This window comes from Pseudomonas sp. HR1, assembly GCF_030175875.1.
GTDB classification, from domain to species: domain Bacteria; phylum Pseudomonadota; class Gammaproteobacteria; order Pseudomonadales; family Pseudomonadaceae; genus Chryseomonas; species Chryseomonas oryzihabitans.
Window position 1 is genome coordinate 701,348 of sequence record NZ_JASNRF010000001.1, and the last position, 25,311, is coordinate 726,658.

The 25,311-nt window shown below is 65.8% G+C and carries 23 protein-coding genes; 10 read left to right on the plus strand and 13 right to left on the minus strand.

Annotation, left to right across the window (positions count from 1 at the left end):
• The first annotated feature begins 159 nt into the window (after window positions 1-159).
• A complete protein-coding gene (locus tag QKY98_RS03215; protein WP_077171340.1) occupies window positions 160-615 on the plus strand; it encodes an EVE domain-containing protein in 456 nt (151 codons plus the stop codon).
• A gap of 9 nt (window positions 616-624) precedes the next feature.
• Here QKY98_RS03215 and QKY98_RS03220 read toward each other — a convergent pair whose 3' ends face one another.
• Both QKY98_RS03220 and QKY98_RS03225 read right to left on the minus strand, forming a co-directional pair.
• Window positions 625-1,038 (minus strand): flagellar basal body-associated protein FliL, encoded by a 414-nt coding sequence (locus tag QKY98_RS03220; RefSeq protein WP_027598192.1) that lies wholly within the window; start codon window positions 1,036-1,038, stop codon window positions 625-627.
• Between the two features lie 44 nt (window positions 1,039-1,082).
• On the minus strand, window positions 1,083-2,108 hold the full coding sequence (locus QKY98_RS03225; RefSeq protein ID WP_027598191.1) for a DUF5924 family protein: 1,026 nt from the start codon (window positions 2,106-2,108) through the stop codon (window positions 1,083-1,085).
• 190 nt (window positions 2,109-2,298) lie between these two features.
• On the opposite strand from QKY98_RS03225, the gene glpT reads away from it, so the two are divergent.
• The gene (glpT, locus tag QKY98_RS03230; RefSeq protein ID WP_150340073.1) at window positions 2,299-3,639 is read left to right on the plus strand and encodes a glycerol-3-phosphate transporter; all 1,341 of its coding nucleotides are present in this window, start codon (window positions 2,299-2,301) and stop codon (window positions 3,637-3,639) included.
• Window positions 3,640-3,774: 135 nt separating this feature from the next.
• Here glpT and QKY98_RS03235 read toward each other — a convergent pair whose 3' ends face one another.
• The 5 genes from QKY98_RS03235 to QKY98_RS03255 form a co-directional block, all read right to left on the minus strand.
• A complete protein-coding gene (locus QKY98_RS03235; protein ID WP_027598189.1) occupies window positions 3,775-4,743 on the minus strand; it encodes a CDP-6-deoxy-delta-3,4-glucoseen reductase in 969 nt (322 codons plus the stop codon).
• Between the two features lie 11 nt (window positions 4,744-4,754).
• Window positions 4,755-6,221 carry a 4-hydroxy-3-polyprenylbenzoate decarboxylase gene (gene ubiD / locus QKY98_RS03240; protein ID WP_284670330.1) on the minus strand — a complete coding sequence of 489 codons (1,467 nt, stop codon included), beginning with the start codon at window positions 6,219-6,221 and terminating at the stop codon, window positions 4,755-4,757.
• Between the two features lie 118 nt (window positions 6,222-6,339).
• Window positions 6,340-7,602, minus strand: coding sequence for a transcription termination factor Rho (gene rho, locus QKY98_RS03245; protein ID WP_007161344.1), 1,263 nt, complete (start codon window positions 7,600-7,602; stop codon window positions 6,340-6,342).
• A gap of 226 nt (window positions 7,603-7,828) precedes the next feature.
• Window positions 7,829-8,155 carry a thioredoxin TrxA gene (gene trxA / locus QKY98_RS03250; protein WP_017639417.1) on the minus strand — a complete coding sequence of 109 codons (327 nt, stop codon included), beginning with the start codon at window positions 8,153-8,155 and terminating at the stop codon, window positions 7,829-7,831.
• A 107-nt stretch (window positions 8,156-8,262) separates the two neighbouring features.
• Entirely contained in the window at window positions 8,263-8,958 is a 696-nt protein-coding gene (locus QKY98_RS03255; RefSeq protein WP_284670331.1) for a FadR/GntR family transcriptional regulator, read from the minus strand.
• 267 nt (window positions 8,959-9,225) lie between these two features.
• Here QKY98_RS03255 and QKY98_RS03260 point away from each other — a divergent pair, with 267 nt between their 5' ends.
• The 5 genes from QKY98_RS03260 (at window position 9,226) to ppx (ending at window position 13,664) form a co-directional block, all read left to right on the plus strand.
• Entirely contained in the window at window positions 9,226-10,008 is a 783-nt protein-coding gene (locus tag QKY98_RS03260) for a transporter substrate-binding domain-containing protein (RefSeq protein WP_027600330.1), read from the plus strand.
• A 13-nt stretch (window positions 10,009-10,021) separates the two neighbouring features.
• Window positions 10,022-10,687, plus strand: a complete 666-nt coding sequence (locus QKY98_RS03265) for an amino acid ABC transporter permease (RefSeq protein WP_027598186.1) — start codon at window positions 10,022-10,024, stop codon at window positions 10,685-10,687.
• A complete protein-coding gene (locus QKY98_RS03270) occupies window positions 10,684-11,334 on the plus strand; it encodes an amino acid ABC transporter permease (RefSeq protein WP_169886926.1) in 651 nt (216 codons plus the stop codon). Before QKY98_RS03265 ends, QKY98_RS03270 begins: the two co-directional genes overlap by 4 nt.
• Entirely contained in the window at window positions 11,321-12,052 is a 732-nt protein-coding gene (locus QKY98_RS03275) for an amino acid ABC transporter ATP-binding protein (protein ID WP_044341113.1), read from the plus strand. The genes QKY98_RS03270 and QKY98_RS03275 overlap by 14 nt, the downstream gene beginning before the upstream one ends.
• 112 nt (window positions 12,053-12,164) lie before the next feature.
• Window positions 12,165-13,664, plus strand: coding sequence for an exopolyphosphatase (ppx, locus tag QKY98_RS03280; protein WP_284670332.1), 1,500 nt, complete (start codon window positions 12,165-12,167; stop codon window positions 13,662-13,664).
• An 851-nt stretch (window positions 13,665-14,515) separates the two neighbouring features.
• On the opposite strand, the gene ppk1 is transcribed toward ppx, so the two are convergent.
• Both ppk1 and hemB read right to left on the minus strand, forming a co-directional pair.
• Window positions 14,516-16,738, minus strand: coding sequence for a polyphosphate kinase 1 (ppk1, locus tag QKY98_RS03285; protein WP_145249147.1), 2,223 nt, complete (start codon window positions 16,736-16,738; stop codon window positions 14,516-14,518).
• 9 nt (window positions 16,739-16,747) lie between these two features.
• The gene (gene hemB, locus QKY98_RS03290; RefSeq protein ID WP_007161353.1) at window positions 16,748-17,770 is read right to left on the minus strand and encodes a porphobilinogen synthase; all 1,023 of its coding nucleotides are present in this window, start codon (window positions 17,768-17,770) and stop codon (window positions 16,748-16,750) included.
• Between the two features lie 263 nt (window positions 17,771-18,033).
• On the opposite strand from hemB, the gene QKY98_RS03295 reads away from it, so the two are divergent.
• Window positions 18,034-18,588 (plus strand): DedA family protein, encoded by a 555-nt coding sequence (locus QKY98_RS03295; protein WP_027598182.1) that lies wholly within the window; start codon window positions 18,034-18,036, stop codon window positions 18,586-18,588.
• A gap of 118 nt (window positions 18,589-18,706) precedes the next feature.
• Window positions 18,707-20,827, plus strand: coding sequence for a putative bifunctional diguanylate cyclase/phosphodiesterase (locus QKY98_RS03300; protein WP_081347913.1), 2,121 nt, complete (start codon window positions 18,707-18,709; stop codon window positions 20,825-20,827).
• Window positions 20,828-20,836: 9 nt separating this feature from the next.
• On the opposite strand, the gene QKY98_RS03305 is transcribed toward QKY98_RS03300, so the two are convergent.
• A complete protein-coding gene (locus QKY98_RS03305; protein WP_284670333.1) occupies window positions 20,837-21,298 on the minus strand; it encodes a YaiI/YqxD family protein in 462 nt (153 codons plus the stop codon).
• Between the two features lie 100 nt (window positions 21,299-21,398).
• Here QKY98_RS03305 and QKY98_RS03310 point away from each other — a divergent pair, with 100 nt between their 5' ends.
• Window positions 21,399-22,163 (plus strand): SDR family NAD(P)-dependent oxidoreductase, encoded by a 765-nt coding sequence (locus tag QKY98_RS03310; RefSeq protein ID WP_284670334.1) that lies wholly within the window; start codon window positions 21,399-21,401, stop codon window positions 22,161-22,163.
• Window positions 22,164-22,171: 8 nt separating this feature from the next.
• Here QKY98_RS03310 and QKY98_RS03315 read toward each other — a convergent pair whose 3' ends face one another.
• The 3 genes from QKY98_RS03315 to QKY98_RS03325 are packed head-to-tail and all read right to left on the minus strand — an operon-like array spanning window position 22,172 to window position 25,303.
• The gene (locus QKY98_RS03315) at window positions 22,172-22,807 is read right to left on the minus strand and encodes a LysE family transporter (protein ID WP_027598179.1); all 636 of its coding nucleotides are present in this window, start codon (window positions 22,805-22,807) and stop codon (window positions 22,172-22,174) included.
• A 4-nt stretch (window positions 22,808-22,811) separates the two neighbouring features.
• Window positions 22,812-23,390 (minus strand): mechanosensitive ion channel family protein, encoded by a 579-nt coding sequence (locus QKY98_RS03320; RefSeq protein ID WP_027598178.1) that lies wholly within the window; start codon window positions 23,388-23,390, stop codon window positions 22,812-22,814.
• Window positions 23,390-25,303, minus strand: coding sequence for an ATP-binding cassette domain-containing protein (locus QKY98_RS03325; RefSeq protein WP_007161361.1), 1,914 nt, complete (start codon window positions 25,301-25,303; stop codon window positions 23,390-23,392). Before QKY98_RS03325 ends, QKY98_RS03320 begins: the two co-directional genes overlap by 1 nt.
• Window positions 25,304-25,311 lie beyond the last annotated feature (8 nt).

The window sequence follows — 25,311 nt, forward strand, 5'->3', positions numbered from 1 at the left end:
GCACCTTTGGGCAGGACAGGACGTCGCCCTGTTATGCTCAGCGCGTACGATCAGACTACATCCGGAATGCGCGGCATTCTGCGACAAGCGGTCGCCCCTTGCAATCGACCAGACCCTTTCCTGGAAGCTCCCGAGCCTCCATTCGTCAGGAGACGAACCGTGGCCTGCTGGCTGTTGAAATCCGAACCCGATGAATTCTCGCTGGCCGACCTGGAACGCCTGGGCCAGGCGCGCTGGGACGGGGTACGCAACTACCAGGCGCGCAACTTCCTGCGCGCCATGGCGCCCGACGAGCTGTTCTTCTTTCACCATTCGAGTTGCGCCGAACCCGGCATTGCCGGCATCGGCCGCATCGTCGGCGAAGCCTTCGCGGATCCCACCGCCCTGGATCCCGAAAGTCCCTATCATGCGCCCAAGGCCAGTGTCTCAGACAACCCCTGGACGGCGCGCCAGGTCGCCTTCGTCGAGGCCTTTCCGCGGGTGCTGACCCTGCCGCGCCTGCGCCAGCTGCCGGCACTCGCCGACTTCGCCCTGCTGCGCAAGGGCAACCGCCTCTCGGTGATGCCGGTCAGCGCGGCGGAATGGGCGGCGATCGTCGCCGCGGCCCGCGGCTGAGCGCTGGCTTCAGGGCTGGATGATCAGGTTGTTGAACAGCAGGTCTTCCACCAGGGGCTTGCCCTCCTCCTGGGTCAGGACGCTCTGCACCTGCTTGAGGGCCTCCTGACGCAGCTTCTCGCGGGCTTCCACGCCCGCCAGGGTCTCATCGGTCTGCTGGGCGAAGAGCATCACCAGCTGATTGCGCAGCAGCGGCTCGTGGAACTCGACCTTATCCTTGGCTTCCTTGCCGGTCATCATCAGGGCGATGTCGGCCTTGTAGTACTTGAGCTTGGGACCGCTGCCATAGTTGCCGACCAGCGCCGGGGTCAGGTTGTAGAACTCGGTCTTGGGCGCCTCGCCTTCCTTCCCTTCCTTCTTCTCTTCGCCCCAGACATTCATGGCCAGGCAGAAAGACAACACAATGGCAACGACAGCTTTCACGTTGGATCCTCGCGGGTGGATGGCTGCAGCATAGCCAGCACGGCTCAAGGGGTCACCTCGAACCTGAGGGTTCCGATCACCTGGCCGACGTCCGTCACCACTTGCACCTGCCAACGGCCGGTCACGTCACCGGGGAAGTTCTGCTTGTGGGTCCAGGCACGATAACCGGCCTCGCGACCGCCGCTGATATCCAGCGGAATCCGATCCACCTCCTGCCCGGCATGGCGCCAGACATGGTAGATGCGCTCGTTCAGACCGCGCGGCGCATTGATGGCGGTGAAGGCATAGAGCCCCTGGGCGCGCAGTTGGGCGATGCTCAGGCTTTTCACCGCATCGCCGGGCTGGCGCTTGAGACTGTCGAAGTTGGTGCTCATGCCCATGTCGGTCAGCCACAGGGTGGCCGGCGGCACCCAGGCGCGCCCCAGCCAGCCGAAGGCGCCGATGGCCAGGCACAGCCCCAGCAGCCCCAGCCAGCGCCAGCCGAGGCGTACCCGGAAGGCCACCGCCAGACTGGGAAAGGACAGCAGCACGGCGACCCCCAAGGCCAGTTCGTAGCTCTGGGTGGTGGTCAGGTGCAGGATGATCGGCAGCGCCGTGAGCAGCACCGCGAACAGGGTCAGGGTGTGGTAGCTGAGGAACACCCAGCGCCGCGGCGCCAGGGCCTTGTAGTAGAGCGGATCGATGATGGACACCAGCGCGGCCGCGCCGAGCAGCCCGGTGAACAGCGCCTGGCCGCTGTTCCAGGCCGTGGTGATGGCAAAGAACGGCAGGCAGAAGAATAGGCTTTCCTGGTGGATCAGCTGGGTGGCGTAGCGCAGCAGCGGCGGCGGCAATTCCCAGCCGAAACGGCGGCTGACCCAGCCCCGCAGCACGTTTTCCAGCATCAGCCAGACCCAGCTCGCCAGCATGACCACGGCCATCACCGGGGCGAAGCCCTTCTGCCGGTCCACCAGCAGGAAGCTGCAGATCCCCGAGATGAAGCCGGCCAGGGCGATCAGCCGCGGATAGCGTTCGAACAGGGCGGTGGCCAGGTTCAGGGCGCGGGAGGAGAGGACTTTCCAGGCAGGCATGACGACTCGCGAAAACAACGGCAAAGACGCGCCACCCTAGGCGCGCAACCCCCGCAGATCAAGAGGGAATCCGAGCTGCCGCTGCCACAGGGCGGAAAAGCCTGGACCCGCTGTAATATCATTGTAATATTCGAAAACGAACCTGGAATGTTCGCTTTCGATTAATACCTATAACAATACCGAGGCTCCCATGCTTGGAATCTTCGCCCCCGCGGCCCACCGCGCGCCGCTGCCCGCCGATCGCATCGACCCCGTCTACCGCCGTCTCCGCTGGCAGATCTTTGCCGGGATCTTTATCGGCTATGCCGGCTACTACCTGCTCCGCAAGAACTTCTCGCTGGCCATGCCCTACCTGGTGGAGCAAGGCTACAGCCGGGGCGAACTGGGCGTGGCGCTGTCCGCGGTGGCCATCGCCTACGGCCTGTCCAAATTCCTCATGGGGCTGGTCTCGGACCGCTCCAATCCGCGCTACTTCCTGCCCTTCGGGCTGGTGATGTCGGCGCTGGTGATGCTGCTGTTCGGATTCGCGCCCTGGGCCACCTCCAGCGTCAGCATCATGTTCGTCCTGCTGTTCCTCAACGGCTGGTTCCAGGGCATGGGCTGGCCGCCCAGCGGTCGCACCATGGTGCACTGGTGGTCGCAGAAGGAGCGTGGCGGGGTGGTTTCGGTGTGGAACGTCGCCCACAACGTCGGCGGCGGCCTGATCGGTCCGCTGTTCCTGCTCGGCCTGGCCTGGTTCAACGACTGGCACGCCGCCTTCTATGTCCCGGCCGTGGTGGCCCTGGCGGTCGCGGCCTTCGCCTTCATCGCCATGAGAGACACTCCGCAATCCTGCGGCCTGCCGTCGGTGGAACACTGGAAACAGGACTTCCCCGAGGGCTACAGCGAAGGTCACGAACGTGAATTCTCCACCAAGGAGATCTTCGTCGAGTACGTGCTGAAGAACCGCCTGCTCTGGTACATCGCCTTTGCCAACGTCTTCGTCTATCTGCTGCGCTATGGCGTGCTGGACTGGGCCCCCACCTACCTCAAGGAAGCCAAGCACTTCTCGGTGGACAAGACCTCCTGGGCCTACTTCTTCTACGAGTGGGCCGGCATCCCCGGCACCCTGCTCTGCGGCTGGCTCTCGGACAAGCTGTTCCGCGGCAATCGCGGCGCCACCGGCGTGGTGTTCATGCTTGGCGTGATGATCGCCACCCTGGTCTACTGGCTCAACCCGGAAGGTAATCCCGGCGTCGACCTGGCGGCCCTGGTCTGCATCGGCTTCCTGATCTATGGCCCGGTGATGCTGATCGGCCTGCAGGCGCTGGAACTGGTGCCCAAGAAGGCCGCCGGCACCGCTGCGGGCTTTACCGGACTGTTCGGCTACCTGGGTGGCTCGGTGGCGGCCAACGCCCTGGTCGGCTACACCGTGGACCACTTCGGCTGGGATGGCGGCTTCATGCTGCTGATCGGCTCCTGCGTCCTGGCCATCGTCTTCCTGGCGATGACTCTGAGACACACCGGCATGGTGGCCAAGTCGGCGCGCTGAGCCTGGAAAGGATCCCCGTAGCGTGGATGACGGCGTAGCCTCATCCACCGGGGCTCAAGGTGGAAAACGCTATGCGGTTTTCCACCCTACGGACGTATCCATCGCGGCCATGCCAGTGCGCCGTCGCGAGCCGCATCAACCCCGGGGCGCGTAGGCGAAGACGTCGGCGCGCATCTGGTGCGCGTCCATGCCGGCGTCCACCAGGGCGTCCAGGGTGGCATAGACCATGGCCGGTGAGCCGCTGGCATAGACGTGCAGGCCGCTCAGGTCGGCGAAATCCGCCCGCACCACCTCGTGCAGCAGACCACAGCGCCCTTCCCAGCCACAGGCATCGCTTACCACCCGGTTGAGGACGAGATTGGGCAGCTCCGCCCATTGCTCCCAGGCCTCGATGGCATAGAAGTCGTCCGGCGTGCGCACGCCCCAGTAGAGGTGCACCGGATGGGCGAAGCCGCGGGTGCGGGCGTCTTCGATCAGGCTGTGCATCTGCGCCATGCCGGTCCCGGCGGCGATCAGCACCAGGGGGCCATCGGGCAGCTCGGCCAGATGGGCATCCCCATAGGGCAGCTCGACCTGGGCCATGCCCTTGCCTTCCAGTTGCGCCAGCAGCGCCTGGCTGCTGGCCTCGCGCGCCAGCACGTGCAATTCCAGCTCACGCCCCTGGTGGGGCGCCGAGGCCAGGGAAAAGGCCGACTGCTTGCCGTCGTCACGACCGATCAGCAGGTACTGGCCAGCGTGATAGCGCGGCGGTCGCCCGGCCGGCGCGCGCAGCCGTACCCGGCGAACATCGCCCCCCACGTCATCCAGCGCCACCACCTGGCAGGCCAGCGTGCGCACCGGCAATTCGCCGGGCGCCAGGACGCCGTCCCACTGCAGCAGACAATCGCTCAGGGGCACCGCCACGCAGACATAGACCTCGCCGTGATCGACCGTCTGGCCGTGCTGGCTGACCTGCCCTTCCACCAGCAGTGCGGCGCAGAGCTGGCAGTTGCCGTTGCGGCAGCTGTGCGGTCCGCTGTAGCCGAGGCGCTGCGCGGCGGCCAGGATGGCTTCGCCGGGCTGGGTTTCCAGTACCGCACCCGAGGGCTGCAGGGTGACCTTCATCGTCGTCTCCGTTAATCGATCCCGAGACTGGACCACATCTCGTCCACCCGTTTGACCACCGTTTCGTCCTTGACGATCGCCCGCCCCCACTCGCGGGTGGTTTCGCCCGGCCACTTGTGGGTGGCATCCAGGCCCATCTTCGAGCCCAGGCCGGAGATCGGCGAGGCGAAGTCCAGGTAGTCGATGGGGGTGTTGTCGATCATCACGGTGTCGCGCTTGGGATCCATGCGCGTGGTGACCGCCCAGATGACGTCGTTCCAGTCGCGGGCATTGATGTCGTCGTCGGTGACGATCACGAACTTGGTGTACATGAACTGCCGCAGGAACGACCAGACGCCCAGCATCACCCGCTTGGCGTGGCCGGGGTACTGCTTCTTGATGGTCACCACCGCCATGCGGTACGAGCAGCCTTCCGGCGGCAGATAGAAGTCGACGATTTCCGGAAACTGCTTTTGCAGGATGGGCACGAAGACTTCGTTGAGCGCCACGCCCAGGATGGCCGGCTCGTCCGGCGGACGCCCGGTGTAGGTGCTGTGATAGATGGGATCGCGACGCCGGGTGATGCGCTCCACGGTAAAGACCGGGAAGGTATCGACCTCGTTGTAGTAGCCGGTGTGATCGCCATAGGGCCCTTCCGGCGCGGTCTCGCCCGGATGGATGACGCCTTCCAGCACGATCTCGGCGCTGGCCGGCACCTGCAGGTCGTTGCCCACGCACTTGACCAGTTCGCTGCGACTGCCGCGCAAGAGGCCGGCGAAGGCGTATTCGGACAGGGTATCGGGCACCGGGGTGACCGCGCCGAGGATGGTGGCTGGATCGGCGCCCAGGGCCACGGCCACCGGATAGGGCTGGCCGGGATGCTTCTGGCACCACTCGCGAAAGTCCAGGGCGCCGCCTCTGTGGCTCAGCCAGCGCATGATCAGCTTGTTGCGGCCGATGACCTGCTGGCGATAGATGCCGAGGTTCTGGCGTTCCTTGTTGGGGCCGCGGGTGACCGTCAGGCCCCAGGTGATCAGCGGCGCCACGTCGCCCGGCCAGCAGTGCTGGATCGGCAGCTTGCCCAGATCGACCGCCTCGCCCTCCTCGATCACCTCCTGGCAGGGGGCGTCCTTGAGCACCTTGGGCGCCATGCTGATGACCTTCTTGTAGATCGGCAGCTTCGACCAGGCGTCCTTGAGGCCCTTGGGCGGCTCGGGCTCCTTGAGGAAGGCCAGCAGCTTGCCGATCTCGCGCAGGGCGCCGACGTCCTCGGCACCCATGCCCAGGGCTACGCGCTGGGGCGTGCCGAACAGGTTGCCCAGCACGGGCATGGAGAAGCCCACGGGATTCTCGAACAGCAGCGCCGGGCCTTGCTTGCGCAGGGTCCGGTCGCAGATTTCGGTCATCTCGAGGATCGGCGAGACCGGGGCGGTCACGCGCTTCAGTTCACCACGCTGCTCCAGGCTGCGGATGAAGTCACGCAGATCTCGGTATTGCATGCGGCCTCTTGGCGCTGGGGAAAGTCTGGCAGTCTACCGCCTGAGTCGCGCATCGAGAAAGCACTGGCCCAGAAACGCCAAAGGCCGGGATTTCCCGGCCTTTGCATGCGACTGCGCCTTACTTGCTGCGCTTCATCGAATCGAAGAACTCGTTGTTGGTCTTGGTCTGACGCAACTTGTCGAGGAGGAATTCGATGCCGGCGATCTCGTCCATCGGATGCAGGATCTTGCGCAGGATCCACATGCGGGACAGCTCTTCCTCGTCGGTGAGCAGTTCTTCGCGGCGGGTGCCGGACTTGTTGATGTTGATGGCCGGGAAGACGCGCTTCTCGGCGATGCGACGCTCCAGGGGCAGCTCCATGTTGCCGGTGCCCTTGAATTCCTCGTAGATCACCTCGTCCATCTTCGAGCCGGTTTCCACCAGCGCGGTGGCGATGATGGTCAGGCTGCCGCCTTCCTCGATGTTACGGGCGGCACCGAAGAAGCGCTTGGGCTTCTCCAGGGCGTGGGCATCGACACCACCGGTGAGCACCTTGCCGGAACTGGGGATCACGGTGTTGTAGGCACGCGCCAGACGGGTGATGGAGTCCAGCAGGATGACGACGTCCTTCTTGTGCTCGACCAGGCGCTTGGCCTTCTCGATCACCATGTCGGCGACCTGCACGTGGCGGGTCGGCGGCTCGTCGAAGGTGGAGGCCACCACTTCGCCGCGTACGGTACGCTGCATCTCGGTCACTTCCTCGGGACGCTCGTCGATGAGCAGCACGATGAGGTAGCACTCGGGATTGTTGCGGGTGATGTTGGCCGCGATGTTCTGCAGCATGATGGTCTTGCCGGCCTTGGGCGGCGCGACGATCAGACCGCGCTGACCCTTGCCGATGGGGGCGCAGAGGTCGATGACCCGACCGGTGAGGTCTTCGGTGGAGCCGTTGCCGGCTTCCATGGTCAGGCGCTTGTTGGGGAACAGGGGCGTGAGGTTCTCGAACAGCACCTTGTTCTTGGCGTTTTCCGGACGGTCGAAGTTGATGGTGTCGACCTTGAGCAGCGCGAAGTAGCGCTCGCCCTCTTTCGGCGGACGAATCTTGCCGATGATGGTGTCGCCGGTGCGCAGGTTGAAGCGGCGGATCTGGCTGGGAGAGACATAGATGTCGTCGGGGCCGGCCAGGTAGGAGGAGTCGGCGCTACGCAGGAAGCCGAAGCCGTCCTGCAGGATCTCCAGCACGCCATCCCCGGAAATCTCGTCGCCACCCTTGGCGTGCTTCTTGAGCAGCGCAAAGATGATGTCCTGCTTGCGGGACCGGGCCATGTTTTCCAAGCCCGCGGCATCCGCCATTTCCAACAGTTCCGTGATGGGCTTTTGCTTGAGTTCGGTCAGATTCATAGACGTATGTTGACGTGAGAAGAGGCGAAGGAGGGATTCGAGCTGAGCGGCCGGATGCGAGATTAGCTTCGCGGGATGCGTTCTGAAGAGGAGAACTGACGGCTACAGCAGATGAGAAGACGGCCCGCTGATGGGGTCGTGGCTGGAATCTAGCACCTGCACCTGTGCTCGTCCAGCCGTCCAGGCATAAAAAAGCCCCGCATGGCGGGGCTTTCGACCAGAACCCTCAGACGTTGGCGTCGAGGAAGGCGGCCAGTTGCGACTTGGACAGGGCGCCGACCTTGGTGGCCTCGACCGCGCCGTTCTTGAACAGCATCAGGGTCGGGATGCCACGCACGCCGTACTTCGGCGGGGTGTCCTGGTTTTCGTCGATGTTCAGCTTGCAGACCTTGAGCTTGCCTTGGTAGTCCTTGGCGATCTCGTCCAGAACCGGGGCAATCATCTTGCAGGGACCGCACCATTCGGCCCAGTAGTCGACCAGCACGGGGCTGTCGGACTTCAGCACGTCCTGCTCGAAGCTGGCGTCGCTGACGTTGGTGATGTATTCGCTCATTGACTCTCTCCGAATTCGGGTGCGACTTGAAGTACGCCCATGATAGCCCTGCTGCCGTCACTTCGAAAGCATTCGAACATTGATGGTGGCTATGACCGGCATTGATGTTAGACCGCAGGTACCGGGAAAGGGGTTCCGCTGCGCAGCGCCGCATTGCGGATATGTTCGCGCATGGCCTTTTGCGCGGCCGCGGGCGAGCGGCGGCTCAGCGCCCTGAGGATCCGCCGGTGTTCCTGCCAGGTTTCCAGGGCCCGGTCGGGGCGCACGAAGGGCAGTTTCTGGCTTTCGTGGAAACGCTCGGGGCTGCTGGTGATCACCGCGAGCATGGCCGGATTGTCCGCGGCCAGCAGCAGTTGGCGATGGAAATCGAAGTCCAGCACGGCGGCCTCTTCCAGCTCGTTGGCCCGCAGCGCCCGGTGCAGGGCGGCGAGATTGACCTCCAGGCGATCCAGGTCGGCGGGGCCCAGGGTGACGGCGGCGAGGCCAGCCGCGAAGCCCTCCAGGGCGAATCTCAACTGGAAGACATGGGCGGCGGCGACCTCGCCGGCGAAGGGCCAGTGCCCATCCGGCGCGCCCGTCGCCTCCTGCACATAGACCCCGCGCCCGGGCTGGACGCTGACCAGGCCCAGGGCACTGAGGGTGGACAGCGCCTCGCGCAGGGAGGCGCGACTCACCCCCAGCCGCTCGGCCAGCTCGCGCTGCGCGGGCAGGGCCGCGCCGGGGGCATAGCCTTCGGTCTCGATCAGCCGGCGAATGGCGTCGACGGCATATTGGGGTACGGCACGGGTGGCAGCGAGGGGCATGGCGTGGTCAGGCCAGTCAGTCCAGAAGCTTGCCTTTTATGCCCAATTTACAGCGACTTCAAGTGCAGCCCCAAGGCAGAGCACGCCGCCATAGCCGCGCACCAAAGCGGCTCACGGCAAGCGAAAGTTCAGGGCACTGAGCGGGACAACTGTTCAGACCAGTAAGACCAATCCTCAGGCCAGACGGCCCTTGCGCCCGTCTGGCAGGCGACTGGCACATGAAATGCACTGGGCAGAGCCATCCCTTCCTGCTTTCGGAGTCTCGTCATGCTCAAGCGCTGGACCGCCCTCTCCCTGCTCGCCCTGGGCCTGACCGCCCTGCACACCTCCGCCCAAGCCGATCAGCTGGCCGACATCCAGCAGCGCGGCGTGCTCAAGGTCGCCGTGCCGCAGGACTTCCCGCCCTTCGGCTCGATCGGCCCGGATCTCAAGCCGCGCGGCCTGGACATCGACACCGCGCAACTGATGGCGGACAAGCTGAACGTGAAACTGGAAGTCACCCCGGTCAACAGCACCAACCGCATTCCCTTCCTGACCACCGGCAAGGTCGACCTGGTCATCTCCAGCCTGGGCAAGAATCCCGACCGCGAAAAGGTCATCGACTTCAGCAAGCCCTATGCGCCCTTCTACCTCGGCGTCTTCGGTCCCAAGGATGCCGCCATCAGCACGCCCGAGCAGCTGGCCGGCAAGGTGATCTCGGTCACCCGCGGCTCCATCGAAGACCTGGCGCTCACCGACGTGGCGCCGAAGGACAGCGTGATCAAGCGCTTCGAAGACAACAACTCCACCATCGCCGCCTACCTGGCCGGGCAGTCCGAGCTGATCGCCAGCGGCAGCGTGGTGATGAAGGTGATCGGTGCGCGCAATCCGGCCAAGGAGCCAGTGCTCAAGGTCAAGCTCAAGGATTCGCCGGTGTACGTGGGCATCAACAAGAACGAGCCGGCGCTCAAGGCCAAGGTCGATGCCATTCTCGACGCGGCCCGCGCCGACGGCACCCTGAGCAAGAACTCCGAAAAATGGCTGGGCGATCCCCTGCCGGCCACTCTCTGAGGATCGACGCGCCATGGCGTATCAGTTCGACTTCCAGCCCGTGCTCGCGCAGAGCGACCTGCTGCTCAAGGGGGCGCTCTACACCCTTGAGCTGACGGTGATCGGTGGCTTCTTCGGCATCCTCATCGGCATCGTCGGCGCCACCTGCCGCGCCTGGCGCCTGAAACCCTTCGCCCAGGCCTTCGGGGTCTATGTCGAACTGATCCGCAACACGCCCTTCCTGATCCAGCTGTTCTTCATCTTCTTCGGCCTGCCCTCCATCGGGGTGCGGATCGAAGCCGGCCAGGCGGCGGTGCTGGCCATGGTCATCAACCTCGGTGCCTACTCCACCGAGATCATCCGCGCCGGCATCCAGGCGATCCCGCGCGGCCAGCTGGAAGCGGCGGCGGCCCTGGCCATGACCCGCTTCGAAACCCTGCGCTACGTGATCCTGCGCCCGGCGCTGGCCAAGGTCTGGCCGGCGCTGTCGAGCCAGGTGGTGATCGTGATGCTGGGCTCGGCGGTCTGCTCGCAGATCTCCACCGAAGAGCTGACCTTTGCCGCCAACTTCATCCAGTCGCGCAATTTCCGCGCCTTCGAAACCTATCTGCTGACCACCCTCATCTATCTGCTCATGGCCATCGGCGTGCGCCAGGCGCTGCACTGGCTGGGCGTCTTTTTCATCGTCAGGAGGCGCTGATGGACTTCACTCTCGCCGACATCCTGCGCAGCCTGGCCAGCGGTCTCGGCCTGACGCTGGTGCTGTCGCTGGCGGCCTTCCTCTTCGGCGGCCTGGCCAGCGTGCTGGTGCTGCTGGCGCGCAACTCGACGCTCCGGCCGCTCCGCCTGCTGGCGCGCGGCTACATCGAGCTGTTCCAGGGCACCCCACTGCTGATGCAGCTGTTCCTGACCTTCTTCGGCCTGTCGCTGCTGGGCCTGGAGGTCCCCGCCTGGCTGGCCGCCGGCCTGGCCCTGACGCTGTTCACCAGCGCCTATCTCGCCGAGATCTGGCGGGGCTGCGTCGACGCCATTCCCCATGGCCAGTGGGAAGCCTCGGAAAGCCTGGCGCTGACCCGCTTCGAGCAGTTGCGCCACGTGATCCTGCCCCAGGCACTGCGCATCGCCGTGGCGCCCACCGTGGGCTTCTCGGTACAGGTGGTCAAGGGCACCGCGGTGACCTCCATCATCGGCTTCACCGAACTGACCAAGATCGGCGGCATGCTCGCCAATGCGACCTTCCAGCCCTTCACCGTCTACGGCCTCGCGGCCCTGGGCTATTTCATCCTCTGTTATCCGCTGTCGCTGGCCGCCCGCTGGCTGGAAAGGAGACTGCATGCCGCTGCTTAGAGTGACCGCCCTGCACAAACACTATGGCAACCACCATGTGCTCAAGGGCATCGACCTGACCGTCGAGGAAGGCCAGGTGGTGGCCATCATCGGCAAGAGCGGCTCGGGCAAGAGCACCCTGCTGCGCACCCTGAACGGCCTGGAATCCATCAACGACGGCGTCATCGAGGTGGATGGCGAATACCTGGACGCCGCCCGGGTCAATCTGAGGTCGCTGCGGCAGAAGGTCGGCATGGTTTTCCAGCAATTCAACCTCTTCCCGCACCTGACCGTGGGCGAGAACGTGATGCTGGCGCCCCAGGTGGTCAAGAAGACCAGCAAGGACGAAGCCCGCACCCTGGCGCGGCAGATGCTCGAACGGGTCGGCCTGGCGGAGAAATTCGACAGCTATCCGGATCGCCTCTCCGGCGGCCAGCAGCAGCGGGTGGCGATCGCCCGCGCCCTGGCCATGTCGCCCAAGGTGTTGCTCTGCGACGAGATCACCTCGGCGCTGGACCCGGAACTGGTCAACGAGGTGCTGATGGTGGTCAAGCAACTGGCCCGCGAGGGGATGACGCTGATCATGGTCACCCACGAGATGAGATTCGCCCGCGAGGTCGGCGACAAGCTGGTGTTCATGCACCAGGGCAAGGTGCACGAAAGCGGTCATCCCCAGGAGCTGTTCGCCCATCCGCAGACGCCGGAACTGGCCCAGTTCATCGGTCAGGTGGCCTCCTGAGGCGGAAAAACCCTATTTTTCCTGCCACTTTGCGCAACCGTAACCGCTGTGCGCTTGAAGCCGCCACCGGCTAGCTGGCACGATGGCGCGGTTTATCGCCGAGAGCCTCCAGATGCAGCCTTCGCCAGCCGAACCCCACGAACTGATCGCCGCGATCGACCTGGGCTCGAACAGCTTTCACATCGTCCGGGCGCGCCATTCCCACGGGGAAATCCGCATTCTTGAGCGGTTGGGCGAAAAGATCCAGCTGGCCGCCGGTCTGGACGAGTCGCGCCTGCTCAGCGAAGAGGCCATCCAGCGGGGCCTGGACTGCCTGCGCCGCTTCGCCCAGCTGATCGCCGGCATGCCGCGCGGCGCCGTGCGGGTGGTGGGCACCAACGCCCTGCGCGAGGCGCGCAACCGCGCCGAATTCATCCAGCGCGCCGAAGCCGTGCTCGGCCATGCGGTCGAGGTCATCTCCGGTCGCGAAGAGGCTCGCCTCATCTATCTGGGCGTGTCCCACTCCATGCCCGATGTACCCGGACGCCGCCTGGTGACCGACATCGGCGGCGGCAGCACCGAATTCATCATCGGCCAGCGCTTCGAGACCCTGCAGCGCGAAAGCCTGCAGATGGGCTGTGTCAGCTTCACCAAGAGATTCTTCGCCGACGGCAAGATCACCGCCGCCCAGTACGCTCGCGCCTATACCGCCGCCCGCCTGGAACTGATGAACATCGACCAGGGCCTGCGGGAGATGGGCTGGCACCAGGCCCTCGGCGCCTCCGGCACCATCCGCGCGGTGGCCCTGGCGATCCAGGCCGCTGGCCGCAGCAATGGCGAGATCACCCCGGACGGCATCGAATGGCTCAAGCGCAAGCTGCTCAAGCAGGGTGACATCAACCTGCTCAACATCGACGGCGTGAAGCCGGATCGACGCGCCATCCTGCCAGGCGGCCTGGCCATCCTCGAAGCCCTGTTCAAGGCCCTGGAACTGCAGGAGATGCATCTCTCCGAAGGCGCCCTGCGCGAAGGGGTGCTCTACGACATGATCGGCCGGCACAGCCACGAAGACGTCCGCGAGCGCACCCTCAACGCCCTGGCCGAGCGCTACCACGTCGATCAGCGCCATGCCGAGCGGGTGGAAAAGCGCGCCCTGAAGTCCCTGGCACAGGTCGCCGAGGCCTGGGCCCTGACCGACGAGAACCATGCCGAACTGCTGCGCTGGGCCGCGCGCCTGCACGGCGTCGGCCTGGACATCGCCCACTACCAGTACCACAAGCACGGTGCTTACCTGATCGAGCACTCGGACCTGCCCGGCTTCTCCCGCCGCGATCAGCAGGCCCTGGCACTATTGGTGCGTGGTCATCGCCGCAACATTCCGCTGGAGCGCCTGCAGGAGCTGGGCCCGGAAGGCGAGCCGCTGCTGCGCCTGACCCTGTTGCTGCGCTTCGCCATCCTCTTCCACCACATCCGCCACAAGAGCATTCCGGATGTGCAGCTCAGCGCTGGCGAGCGCAGCCTGGACGTGCAATTCCCCGATGGCTGGCTGGCGGAAAACCCCCTGACCCAGGCGGATTTCGAGCTGGAGGCCCAGTGGCTGGAGCGGGTGGGGTATCGGTTGAGCGTACGCTGAGGGGATTTTTCGTAGGTTGGGTGGAGCGGGAGCGAAGCCCAACGCCCTGGGTTTTAGCCTTTCACGGCACTAGCTGATTATCGTGCTCTGCTGATGGCTCTTGTTTCGCCCACCCGGGCGACTCACTTTTGCCAATCGCGGCTGCGCGCCCCGGACAAAAGTAAGCAAAAACGCTTGCCCCACGTTTCGGCCCTCCGCTGCGCTCCGGATCCCCTCGCTTCGGCGCCGCTCCAAGTGCACGACACGAAGTGGACTCTTGCCCCTTGCGCCTTGCTCGCCGTCCTGCCTCGCATCCCCCTCCGCGACACCTGGACTCTGCCTCACTGACGGGAACAGGGCGCAAGCCTGATGCCTGATGCACATCCTTGTAGCGTGGAAAACCGCGCAGCGTTTTCCACTGGTATGCACCGCGGGCTTTGTGGACAAGGCTACGCCGCTGGCCACGCTACGGTTTTTCAATCAAAACTTTCAGGCTAGCGAATCGCCCCGTTCAGGAGGGCGAACGCCAGTGCCGTGGAGTGGGTCGAGCCGCATGGATGCGGCGAGAGGTTCAGTGGGCCATGGATGGCCCATCTGGACCGACCCCGGAACGGTGCTGGTGTGAGCGGACCCGGAGCGAAGCTTAGGGCTGGATGGTCGGGGCAAGCGTTTTTGGTTACTTTTTTCGCGTTTGAAAAAAGTGACTCGCCCGGGTGGGCGAAACAAGAAGCATCAGCAAAGCTCAATGAACAGCCAGGGCACCCACAAAACCTAAGGTGCAGAGCTGCACACGCAACAGCTGGGCTTCGCTCCCGCTCAACCCACCTTACGAAACCGGTCAGGGCCCATGGCGGCATGGGCCCGACACGCCATCAGCGGGTATTCACCACCGGACTGGCCAACCGCTCCAGCAGCGTCGCCTGCACGCTGCGGGCATTCTGGTTGCCGGTGGGCGATTGGCGGATGTAGCTGCCGTCTTCCTGCAGCACCCAGGCCTGAGTGTTGTCGGTGAGGTAGCCTTCCAGCTCCTTCTTGACCCGGCTGATGAGCTTCTTGCCCTCCACCGGGAAGCAGGTCTCGACGCGCATGTCGAGGTTGCGCTCCATCCAGTCGGCGCTGGAGAGATAGAGTTTCTCGTCGCCACCGTTGAGGAAGTAGTAGATGCGGCTGTGCTCCAGAAAGCGGCCGATGATGGAACGCACCTGGATATTGTGGGACACGCCCGGTACGCCTGGCCGCAGGCAGCACATGCCGCGCACCACCAGGTCGATCTTCACCCCGGCCTGGCTGGCCTTGTAGAGGGCGCGGATGACCTTGGGATCGGTGAGGCCGTTGACCTTGGCCATGATCTGCGCCGGCCGCCCTTCGCTGGCCGCCACCGCTTCGCGGTTGATCATCTCCAGCAGGTTCTTCTTAAGGGTGAAGGGCGCGTGCAGCAGCTTCTTCATGCGCAGGGTCTTGCCCATGCCGATCAGCTGGTTGAACAGCTTGTGCACGTCCTCGGTCAGGGCCACGTCGGCGGTCAGCAGGCTGTAGTCGGTGTACAGCTTGGCGTTGCCGGCGTGGTAGTTGCCGGTGCCCAGGTGGGCATAGCGGCGCAGCTCGCCATTCTCGCGGCGCAGGATCAGCATCATCTTGGCGTGGGTCTTGAAGCCCACCACGCCATAGATGACCACGGCGCCGGCCTGCTGCAGGCGGCTGGCCAGCTGCAGGTTGGATTCCTCGTCGAAGCGCGCGCGCAATTCGATGACCGCGGTCACCTCCTTGCCGCTGCGCGCCGCATCCACCAGGGCGTCGACGATCTCCGAGTTGGCGCCGCTGCGGTAGAGCGTCTGCTTGATCGCCAGGACGTTGGGGTCCTTGGCGGCCTGGCGCATCAGGTCGATCACCGGGGTAAAGGACTCGAAGGGGTGCAGCAGCAGCACATCGAGCTTGCCCAGCACGTTGAAGAGGTTGTCCTTCTTCTGCAGCAGCTTGGGAATGGTCGGGGTGAAGGGGGCGTTCTGCAGCTCCGGGTGACTGTCCAGCCCGGTGATGGAGAACAGCCGGGTCAGGTTGACCGGACCATTGACCTTGTACAGCTCGCTGTCGCCCAGGCCGAATTGCTTGAGCAGGTAGTCGGTGAGGTGTTTCGGGCAGATGTCCACCACCTCGAGCCGCACCGCATCGCCGTAGCGCCGCGAGAACAGCTCGCCGCGCAGGGCGCGGGCCAGGTCTTCGACGTCCTCGGTGTCCACCGAGAGATCGGCGTTACGGGTCAGGCGGAACTGGAAGCAGCCCTTGACCTTCATGCCGGGGAAGAGGTCATCGGCATGGGCGTGGATCATGGAGGACAGGAAGACGTAGTTGTCGCCGGGCCCGGCGACCTCCTCCGGCACCCGGATGATCCGCGGCAGCAGGCGCGGCGCCGGGATGATGGCCAGACCCGAGTCGCGGCCGAAGGCGTCCATGCCCTCCAGCTCGACGATGAAGTTGAGGCTCTTGTTCACCAGCAGCGGAAAGGGGTGGGTCGGATCCAGGCCGATGGGGGTGATGATGGGCGCAATCTCGTCGCGGAAGAACTTGCGCACCCAGGCCTTGATCTTGACGTCCCAGTAACGCCGGCGAATGAAGCGGATCTGCTGCTCGGCCAAGGCCGGCAGGAGCACGTCGTTGAGGATGGCGTACTGCCGCTCCACCTGGCCGTGGACGATGTCGCTGATGCGCGCCAGCGCCTGGTGCGGCAGCAGGCCGTCGGCTCCGGCCTGCTCGCGGGCGAAGGTGATCTGCTTCTTCAGACCCGCCACGCGGATCTCGAAGAATTCGTCCAGGTTGCTGGAAAAGATCAGCAGGTACTTGAGCCGCTCGAGCAGCGGATAGGATTCGTCGAGGGCCTGTTCCAGCACCCGGATGTTGAACTGCAGCTGCGACAGCTCGCGATGGATGTAGAGGCTGCTGTCGTCCACGTTGGCCGCCGGCACGCTGGGCGCGGCCGGCGCCTCGGCGGCGGGTGCCGGTACTTCGGCGTCCAGCGCCAACGCCTCCTCCGCGGTCTCCAGGGACTCGGCGCTGACGGGCTGTTGCAGATCGGTTTCGACGAAACCCTGGCTACTCATTGAAGCTCCTTAGGAACGCGAAGGCCCCTGGCGAAGTTGTTGGGCGGCGCGTTTGGCGAAATAGGTGAGGATGCCGTTGGCCCCAGCACGCTTGAAGGCCAAGAGCGATTCGAGGATGACGGCGTCGGACAGCCAGCCGTTCTGGATCGCGGCCATGTGCATGGCGTACTCGCCGCTCACCTGGTACACGAAGGTCGGCACGCGGAATTCCTCGCGGACCCGGCGGACGATGTCCAGGTAGGGCATGCCCGGCTTGACCATCACCGAATCGGCGCCCTCGGCCAGGTCGCCGGCGATCTCGTGCAGCGCCTCGTCGCTGTTGCCCGGATCCATCTGGTAGGTGGCCTTGTTGCCCTTGCCCAGATTGGCGGCCGAGCCGACGGCGTCGCGGAACGGCCCATAGTAGGCGCTGGCGTACTTGGCCGAGTAGGCCATGATCTGCACGTTGTGATAACCGGCGTCTTCCAGGGCCGCGCGGATGGCGCCGATGCGACCGTCCATCATGTCCGAGGGGGCGATCACCTGGGCCCCGGCAGCGGCATGGGACAGCGCCTGCTTGACCAGCACCTCGACCGAGACGTCGTTGAGCACGTAGCCGCGCTCGTCGAGGATGCCGTCCTGGCCGTGGGTGGTGAAGGGATCCAGGGCCACGTCGGTGATCACCCCCAGCTCGGGGAAATGCTCGCGCAGGGCGCGGGTGGCGCGCTGGGCGATCCCGTCCGGGTTGTAGGCCTCGGCGCCGTCCAGCGACTTGCGCTCGGTGGGGGTGACCGGGAACAGGGCGACCGCGGGAATTCCCAGCGCCACCAGCTCGGCGGCCTCTTCCAGCAGCAGGTCGATGGACAGCCGCTCGACGCCGGGCATCGAGGGGATCGCCTCGCGGCGGCCTTCGCCATCAAGCACGAATACCGGCAGGATCAGGTCATCCACCGTCAGCACATGCTCGCGCATCAGGCGACGGGAAAACTCGTCGCGGCGCTGACGGCGCATGCGAGTGGCAGGGTAGCTACGGTTGATGGGGGTAAAACTCACGATCGACTCCCAGACCCGGATCACGGGTCAGTGTGATGGGTTATAGGCCACAATCATGACCGATTGGTAACAGCAGATGACAATATGGAGTGCCTATAGGTCCTATCCAAGGCAGACGCCGGCTGGACCCGGCGTGACACAGGGTCGCAGCGAAATCCCTGCCTGACCGTCTGGCGCCCGGCGGACGGAAGTCCGTCACACTTTCTTTCCAGACGCCAACCGGGGTAGGCTGCGCCATCTTTATTCATCTCGTGTAGCGCCGAATGCTCCAACAATTCCTCCATGATTTCGGCTATTTCGCCCTTTTTCTCGGCACCTTTTTCGAGGGCGAAACCATTCTGGTATTGGCCGGCTTCCTGGCCTTCCGCGACTACATGAACATCCAGACCGTCATCCTGGTCGCCTTCTGCGGCAGCTACGCCGGCGATCAGCTCTGGTACTTCCTCGGCCGGCGCCACGGGCGCAAGCTGCTGGCGCGCAAACCCAAGTGGGAAGCCGCCGGCGAAAAGGCGCTGGCGCACATCCGACGCCATCCGGACCTCTGGGTGCTGAGCTTTCGCTTCGTCTACGGCCTGCGCACGGTGATGCCGGTGGCGATCGGCCTGTCGGGCTATCCGCCGGCGCGCTATCTGATCCTCAACGGCATCGGTGCCATCGTCTGGGCCACGGTGCTCGGTTACGCCGCCTATCATTTCGGCGCCGTCCTCGAAGGGGTGCTGGGCAATCTCAAGCGGTATGAACTGATGGTGCTGGGCGGCCTGGTGGTGATCGGTCTGCTGCTCTGGCTGTGGCGTCGCAGCCGGACGCCCAAGGCCTGATGGCCAGGCAGCCCCTCACCCGGTACGTCCATCGAACGGATTAAAGGCCCGGCTGCCGCTGCCGATGCCCTGAGCAGCAACCCCTCCCAAAACCTCGTGTGCACGCTGGCGATTGAGCATGCTGAACTTCTCCACCCTGCTGCCTCCCGGCCATCAGATCCTGGCTGCCAACGAGTACGAAAGCCTGCTCGTGGTGCTGGCGTACCTGATCGCCAGCGCCGCCGGCTACACCGCCCTGGCCATGGCCGACTGGGTGACCAACAGTCGCTCCCGCCGCGGCAGCGAGCTGGCCAAGCTGATCGGTGCCGTCGCCCTAGGCGGGGGCATCTGGTCGATGCACTTCCTCGCCATGCTGTCGTTCAAGATCGGCATCCATGTGCACTATGCGCCCCTGCAGACCCTGGCCTCGCTGCTGATCGCCATCGCCGTGTCCTATACGGTCATGCACCTGATCGGGCGCGAGTCCCTGACCGCACCGCAATACGGGCTCGCCGCCCTCGCCGCCGGCCTGGGCATCGCGACCATGCACTACACCGGCATGCTGGCCATGCAGTCGGTGGCCGTGCAGCTCTATGATCCCCTGCTGGTGGTGGTTTCGGTGGTGGTCGCCAGCCTCGCCTCCCTGGGCGCGCTGCTGCTGGCCTTCCGCCTGCGCGGCAGGACCGGCCTCAGGACCTTCTGGCTGCGCCTGCTGGGCAGTCTGGTCCTGGGTTTCGCCATCGTCTCCATGCACTTCACCGGCATGGCCGCCCTCACCCTCGCCGTGCCCATCGGTTTCGAACCCGGCGGCCTGGCGGAAGCCAATCAGCACCTGGAACTGGGCATGGGCATCGCCCTCGGCACCCTGTTCATCATCATGGTCGGCCTGCTCGCCGCCTGGGCCGGCGAACGCTTCAATGCCCAGCGCCTGCGGCTGGAGCGGGTCTCGACCACCCTCGACCAGATCACCCTGCACGATCCCCTCACCCACCTGCTCAATGGCGGCAGCTTCATCCAGACCGTCGATCGGGCCATCGGCCAGGCGCGCACCGGTGAGCAGTTCGCCCTGCTGATGCTGGACATCGATCACTTCAAGCGCATCAACGACAGCCTCGGCCATGCCCTTGGCGATGAACTGCTGATCCAGATGGCGCAGCGGATCCGCGCGGTGCTCGATGACGACCTGCCGCTGGCCCGCTATGCCGGCGACGAGTTCAGCCTGCTGCTGCCACTCGGCCAGCGCGGCGACAGCCAGCCCCTGGCCATGCGCCTGCTGGAGCAGTTGCGACCGCCCTTCGAGCTGGCCGGGCAGCGCATTGCCATGACCTTCAGCCTGGGCATCGCCCACTATCCCCAGGACGGCGCCAACGCCGGCCAGCTGCTGCGCAGCGCCGGCCTCGCGGTCGGCCATTGCAAGCGCAGCGGGCGCAATCGCAGCCAGAGATTCACCACCGAACTCCAGCGCGACGCCGACGACCTGCTGAGCCTGGAGATGGACCTGCGCCAGGCCCTGGCCCAGGGCGGCCTGCACGTGGCCTACCAACCCATCGTCGACCCCGCCGGTGCGCCGGTGGCCCTGGAAGCCCTGGTCCGCTGGCAGCATCCGGTCCTGGGTCCGCTGAGTCCCGAGCGCTTCGTCCGCGTCGCCGAGGAAACCGGGTTGATCGCCGACCTGGATGGCTGGGTCATGCGCCAGGCCTGCGCGGACCTCGCCCAGCTGCACCGCGAAGGTCACGCGGCTCTGCGCGTCTCGGTGAATTGCTCGGCGCTCAATCTGAGCGATCGCCTCCTGCCCCAGTCCATCGCCCGGGCGCTGCAGGCCGAAGATCTGCCGGCCTCGGCGCTGATTCTCGAGGTGACCGAGAACGCCCTGATGCACAGCCTCAACGTGGCGGTCGAGGTGCTCGGCGAGATCCGGACCCTGGGCGTGCGGGTATCCATCGACGATTTCGGCAGTGGCTACTCGTCGCTGGCCTACCTGAGTCGGCTGCCGGTGGATTCGCTCAAGGTCGATCGCGCCTTCGTCCGCACCATCCCCAAGCAGAGCAACGACATGGCCATCGCCGCGGCGATCATCGCCATGGCGCACAAACTGGGCCTCAATGTGGTCGCCGAGGGGGTGGAAACCAGCGAGCAACGCCAGTTCCTGCAGGCCAATGGCTGCAACTTCATGCAGGGCTATCTGTTCGGCCGGCCCATGCCGTTGCCGCAGCTGCGTACCTGGCTGCAGCAACCCGCCCTCGCCGCCGTGCCCGCCTAGCAGGCCGCCCTAGCCGGCGGCTCTGCGCTGGAGGCGGGTGATCAGCCGGTCCAGGGCGTTGGCGAAGGCCTGGCGATCACGCTCGCCGTAGCCGGCCTGGCCCCCGCCCATCTGTCCCTGGTCGCGCAGATCGGTCATCAGATTGCGCATGGCCAGCCGCTGACCCATGTTGCGCTCGTCGAATTCCTGACCACGCGGATCCAGGGCGGCCACGCCCTTCTTCACCAGCCGATCGGCCAGGGGAATGTCGCTGCAGATCACCAGGTCACCCGGCTGAGCCTGCTCGACCAGGTGGTCGTCGGCGGCGTCGGGGCCACTGGGGACCACCACCAGGCGGACACAGGCGAAGGGCGGCTTGATCTGCGGCTGCCCCGCCACCAGCACCACCTCCAGCTTGCGCTTGAGAGCGAACTTGCAGACCAGCTCCTTGGCGGCGCGTGGACAGGCATCGGCATCGATCCACAGGATCACGGGAATTTCTCCGGCAAAAGCCCAGGATACCGCGCTACGCCAACGCACCCCAGCGCAGTGGCGCGGTCGGACAGGGATAGCGACCTGACTGGAGTCCCCCATGACTTTCTGGCAACGCCTGGCGCAGCCCGCCCAGGCCCTGGTGTATGGCGCCACCGGCGGCCTCGGCCTGGCCCTGTGCGAACAGCTGCTGGCGCGTGATGACATTGCGCGGGTCTGGGCCTGCGCGCGCCACGCCGAGACGCATGACGGCCTGGCCGCGCTGGAGCGGCAGCATGGCCCGCGCCTGCGCCGCCTCGACGTCGATCCGCTGACCACTACCGATCTGGCAGCCCGGCTGGCGGACGAGACGCCCCGCCTGGATCTGCTGCTGTGCGCCTCGGGGCTGCTGCAGGGCGAACGGGCGCGCGCCGAGAAGAGTCTGGCGCAGGTGGATCAGGCCGGGCTGCTGGAAAGCTATCTGGCCAATGCCGTGCTGCCGCTGCTGCTGATCCGCCAGCTGACGCCACTGCTCAAGGGCCAGCATCCCTGTCAGATCGCGGCGCTGTCGGCACGCGTGGGCTCCATCGGCGACAACCAGCTGGGTGGCTGGTATGGCTATCGGATGGCCAAGGCGGCGCTGAATCAGGGGCTGCGCTGCGCCAGCATCGAGCTGACCCGGCTCAATCCCCAGAGCTGCGTGCTGGCCCTGCATCCCGGCACCACGGACACGGCGTTGTCCCGGCCCTTCCAGGCGCGGGTGCCGGCGGACAAGCTGTTCACGCCCGCCTACGCGGCAGAGCGCCTGCTGGCGGTGCTGGCCGCCCGTACGCCGGCCGAGACCGGCAGTTTCTGGGATTGGCAGGGGCAGTCGGTGGTCTGGTAGCCCCGGCTTCAGACCGCGGCGCGGCGCACCGTGGACAGCAACGCGGCCGCCGCGAGGAACAGGCTGGCGAATACCCGGTTGGTGATGCGCTGCTGGCGCGGGGTGCGCAGCAGGGTCAGCACCCGGGCAGCCAGCCCGGTGTAGCCCGCCATCACGATCAGGTCGACACTGACCATCGTCGCCCCGATGATCAGGTACTGCGCGGTCAGGGGCGCATGGGGATCGACGAATTGCGGCAGCACCGCGAGCATGAAGATCAGCGCCTTGGGATTGCTGACGTTGACCAGGAAACCGCGCATGACCAGGGCGCCGATCCGCGGTGGCAGACGCTCGCCGACCACCTGTTTACCCAGATCCATGGGCGCCGCGCGCCACTGGCGGAGCGCCAGGTAGGCGAGATAGGCCACACCGAACCACTTTATCAGGGTGAAGGCCAGCTGCGAGGTCGCCAGCAGGGCGCCGACGCCCACGGCAACGATGGCGATCTGCAGCGCCAGTCCCAGCTGCAGACCGATGGCCGTCCAGTAGCCGCGGCGGAAGCCCAGGGTCACGCCGGCGCTCATGGAGGCGATCGCCCCGGCTCCGGGCGAGAGACTGATCATCCAGCAGGCGATGAAGAAACCGGTCCAGACCTGCAGACTCATGGGTTCACCTGTCGAGATGGAAATCGAAGGAGCCGTCGGCATCGCGCCAGCGACGAACCGACTTCTGGAAGAACTGGGTGTTGGGAATCTGCACCAGGGCGCCTTCCTGGTTGTCGTCCAGTTCCTGCAGGGTCACGAAGAGCATGTTGATCGCCACCACCCGGCCCTTGATGCCGGGTTTGTCCGAGGCGTCCAGCACCTCGATGCGATCGCCCAGGCGGAAGGGGCCGACGGTAAAGATCAGCACCGCGCAGAACAGGTTGGAGAGCACGCTCCAGATGGCGAAGAAGGCCACCGCGGCCACGGCGACGAAACCGGAAATGGCCGTCCAGAGCACCGCTGCGGACACCCCGAAGCGCTCCAGGGCCATGAGGATGGCACTGCCCATGATCAGCCAGCGCAGGGTGCCGCGCAGGCCGAGGACGATCTGCGGCGGCAGCGGATAGCGTTCGCCCAGGCCGGTGACGGCGCGGGCGACGATGCGCTGCAGCACATAGCCGATCAGCAGTACCAGGGCGACCTGGCCGGCCACCAGCAGGTAGTCGCCCCACCCCGGCAGCCAGGTGTGCAGCCACTCGGTCATCAGGCCCCCTCGAGTTCGGCTTGCAGGCTTTCCAGCCGTTCCAGGGCCTCCAGCCACTGCTCTTCCAGCTCGGCTTCGCGGGTCTTGGCCGCGGCCTGGTCGGCCAGCGCCTGGCGCAGTTCTTCCTTGCGCGCGGCGTCATAGAGGCCGCTGTCACCCAGACGGGCTTCCAGGGCGGCGAGCCTTTCCTGCAGCTTGCCCAGCTCGGCTTCCAGCTTGTCGGCGGCCTTCTTCAGCGGTGCCAGCTGCTGGCGCAGGGCGGCAGCGGCCTGGCGCTGGGCCTTGCGATCGGTCTTGTCGACCGCGGCGCCCTCACCGGCGGCGAGGCCCGGCTCCTGGCGGGCGCGGAAGTCCACCAGCCAGCGGCTGTAGTCGTCCAGATCGCCGTCGAAGGCCTGCACCTTGCCATCGGCCACCAGCAGGAATTCGTCGGTGGTGCTCTTGAGCAGATGACGATCGTGGGAGACCACCAGCACCGCCCCGGCGAATTCCTGCAGGGCCAGGGTCAGGGCCAGGCGCATGTCCAGGTCCAGGTGGTTGGTGGGTTCGTCCAGCAGCAGCAGATTGGGCTTCTGCCAGGCGATCAGCGCCAGGGCCAGGCGCGCCTTCTCGCCACCAGAGAAATTCAGCACCGCCTCGTCGCAGCGCGGACCGCGGAAATCGAAGCCGCCGAGGAAGTCGCGCAGGCTCTGTTCGCGCTCGCCGGGGGCGATGCGTTGCAGGTGCAGCAGGGGACTGGCCTTGGCGTCCAGCGAATCGAGCTGGTGCTGGGCGAAGTAGCCGATGGCCAGGTTCTCGCCGCGCTGCAGCCGGCCGCCGAGGGGTTCGAGTTCGGCGGCCAGGGTCTTGATCAGGGTCGACTTGCCGGCGCCGTTGGGGCCGAGCAGGCCGATGCGGGCGCCTGGTGTCAGCTGCAGCTTGACCGGGTGCAGGATGGTGGTCTCGCCGTAGCCGAGTCGGCCTTCGGCCAGGTCGAGCAACGGACTGGACAGCTTGTCCGCCTCGCGGAAGACGAATTCGAAGGGCGAATCGACATGGGCCGGCGCCAGCTCTTCCAGGCGTTCCAGGGCCTTGATCCGGCTCTGTGCCTGACGGGCCTTGGTGGCCTGGGCCTTGAAGCGGGCGATGTACTTCTCCATGTGGGCGCGCTGGGCCTGCTGCTTGTCGTAGGCCTGCTGCTGCTGCGCCAGGCGCTCGGCGCGAGTACGCTCGAAGCTGGAGTAGCCGCCGCGATAGAGCACGAGTTTCTGCTGGTCCAGGTGCACCACATGATCGACCACGGCATCGAGGAAGTCGCGGTCGTGGGAGATCAGGATCAGGGTGCCGGGATAGCCCTTGAGCCAGTCTTCCAGCCAGAGGATGGCGTCCAGATCCAGGTGGTTGGTGGGTTCGTCGAGCAGCAGCAGGTCCGAGGGGCACATCAGCGCCTGGGCCAGGTTGAGACGCATCCGCCAGCCACCGGAGAAGTCGCCGACCTGGCGCTCCATCTGCGCGGCGGTAAAGCCCAGACCGGCCAGCAGCTTGCGGGCGCGGGCATCGGCGGTATAGCCGTCGGCGGCCTCGAAGTCGGCATGCAGCCGGCCAAGGGCGTTGCCGTCCTGGGCCGCTTCGGCCGCCGCCAGTTCGCGCTGGATGCGGCGCAGGTCGATGTCGCCGTCCAGCACATAGTCCACCGCCAGCCGCTCCAGGGTATCCACCTCCTGGCGCATGTGGGCGATGCGCCAGGCCGCCGGGATGTGGCAATCGCCGGCATCGGCCCCGAGCTGCCCGCGCAGCAGGGCGAAGAGACTGGATTTACCGGCGCCATTGGCACCGATCAGACCGGCTTTCTGGCCGGGATGCAGGGTCAGTTCAGCGCTTTCGAGCAGACGCTGGGGACCACGCTGTAGAGTAAGGTTCTGTAGTCGGATCATGGCGGCGG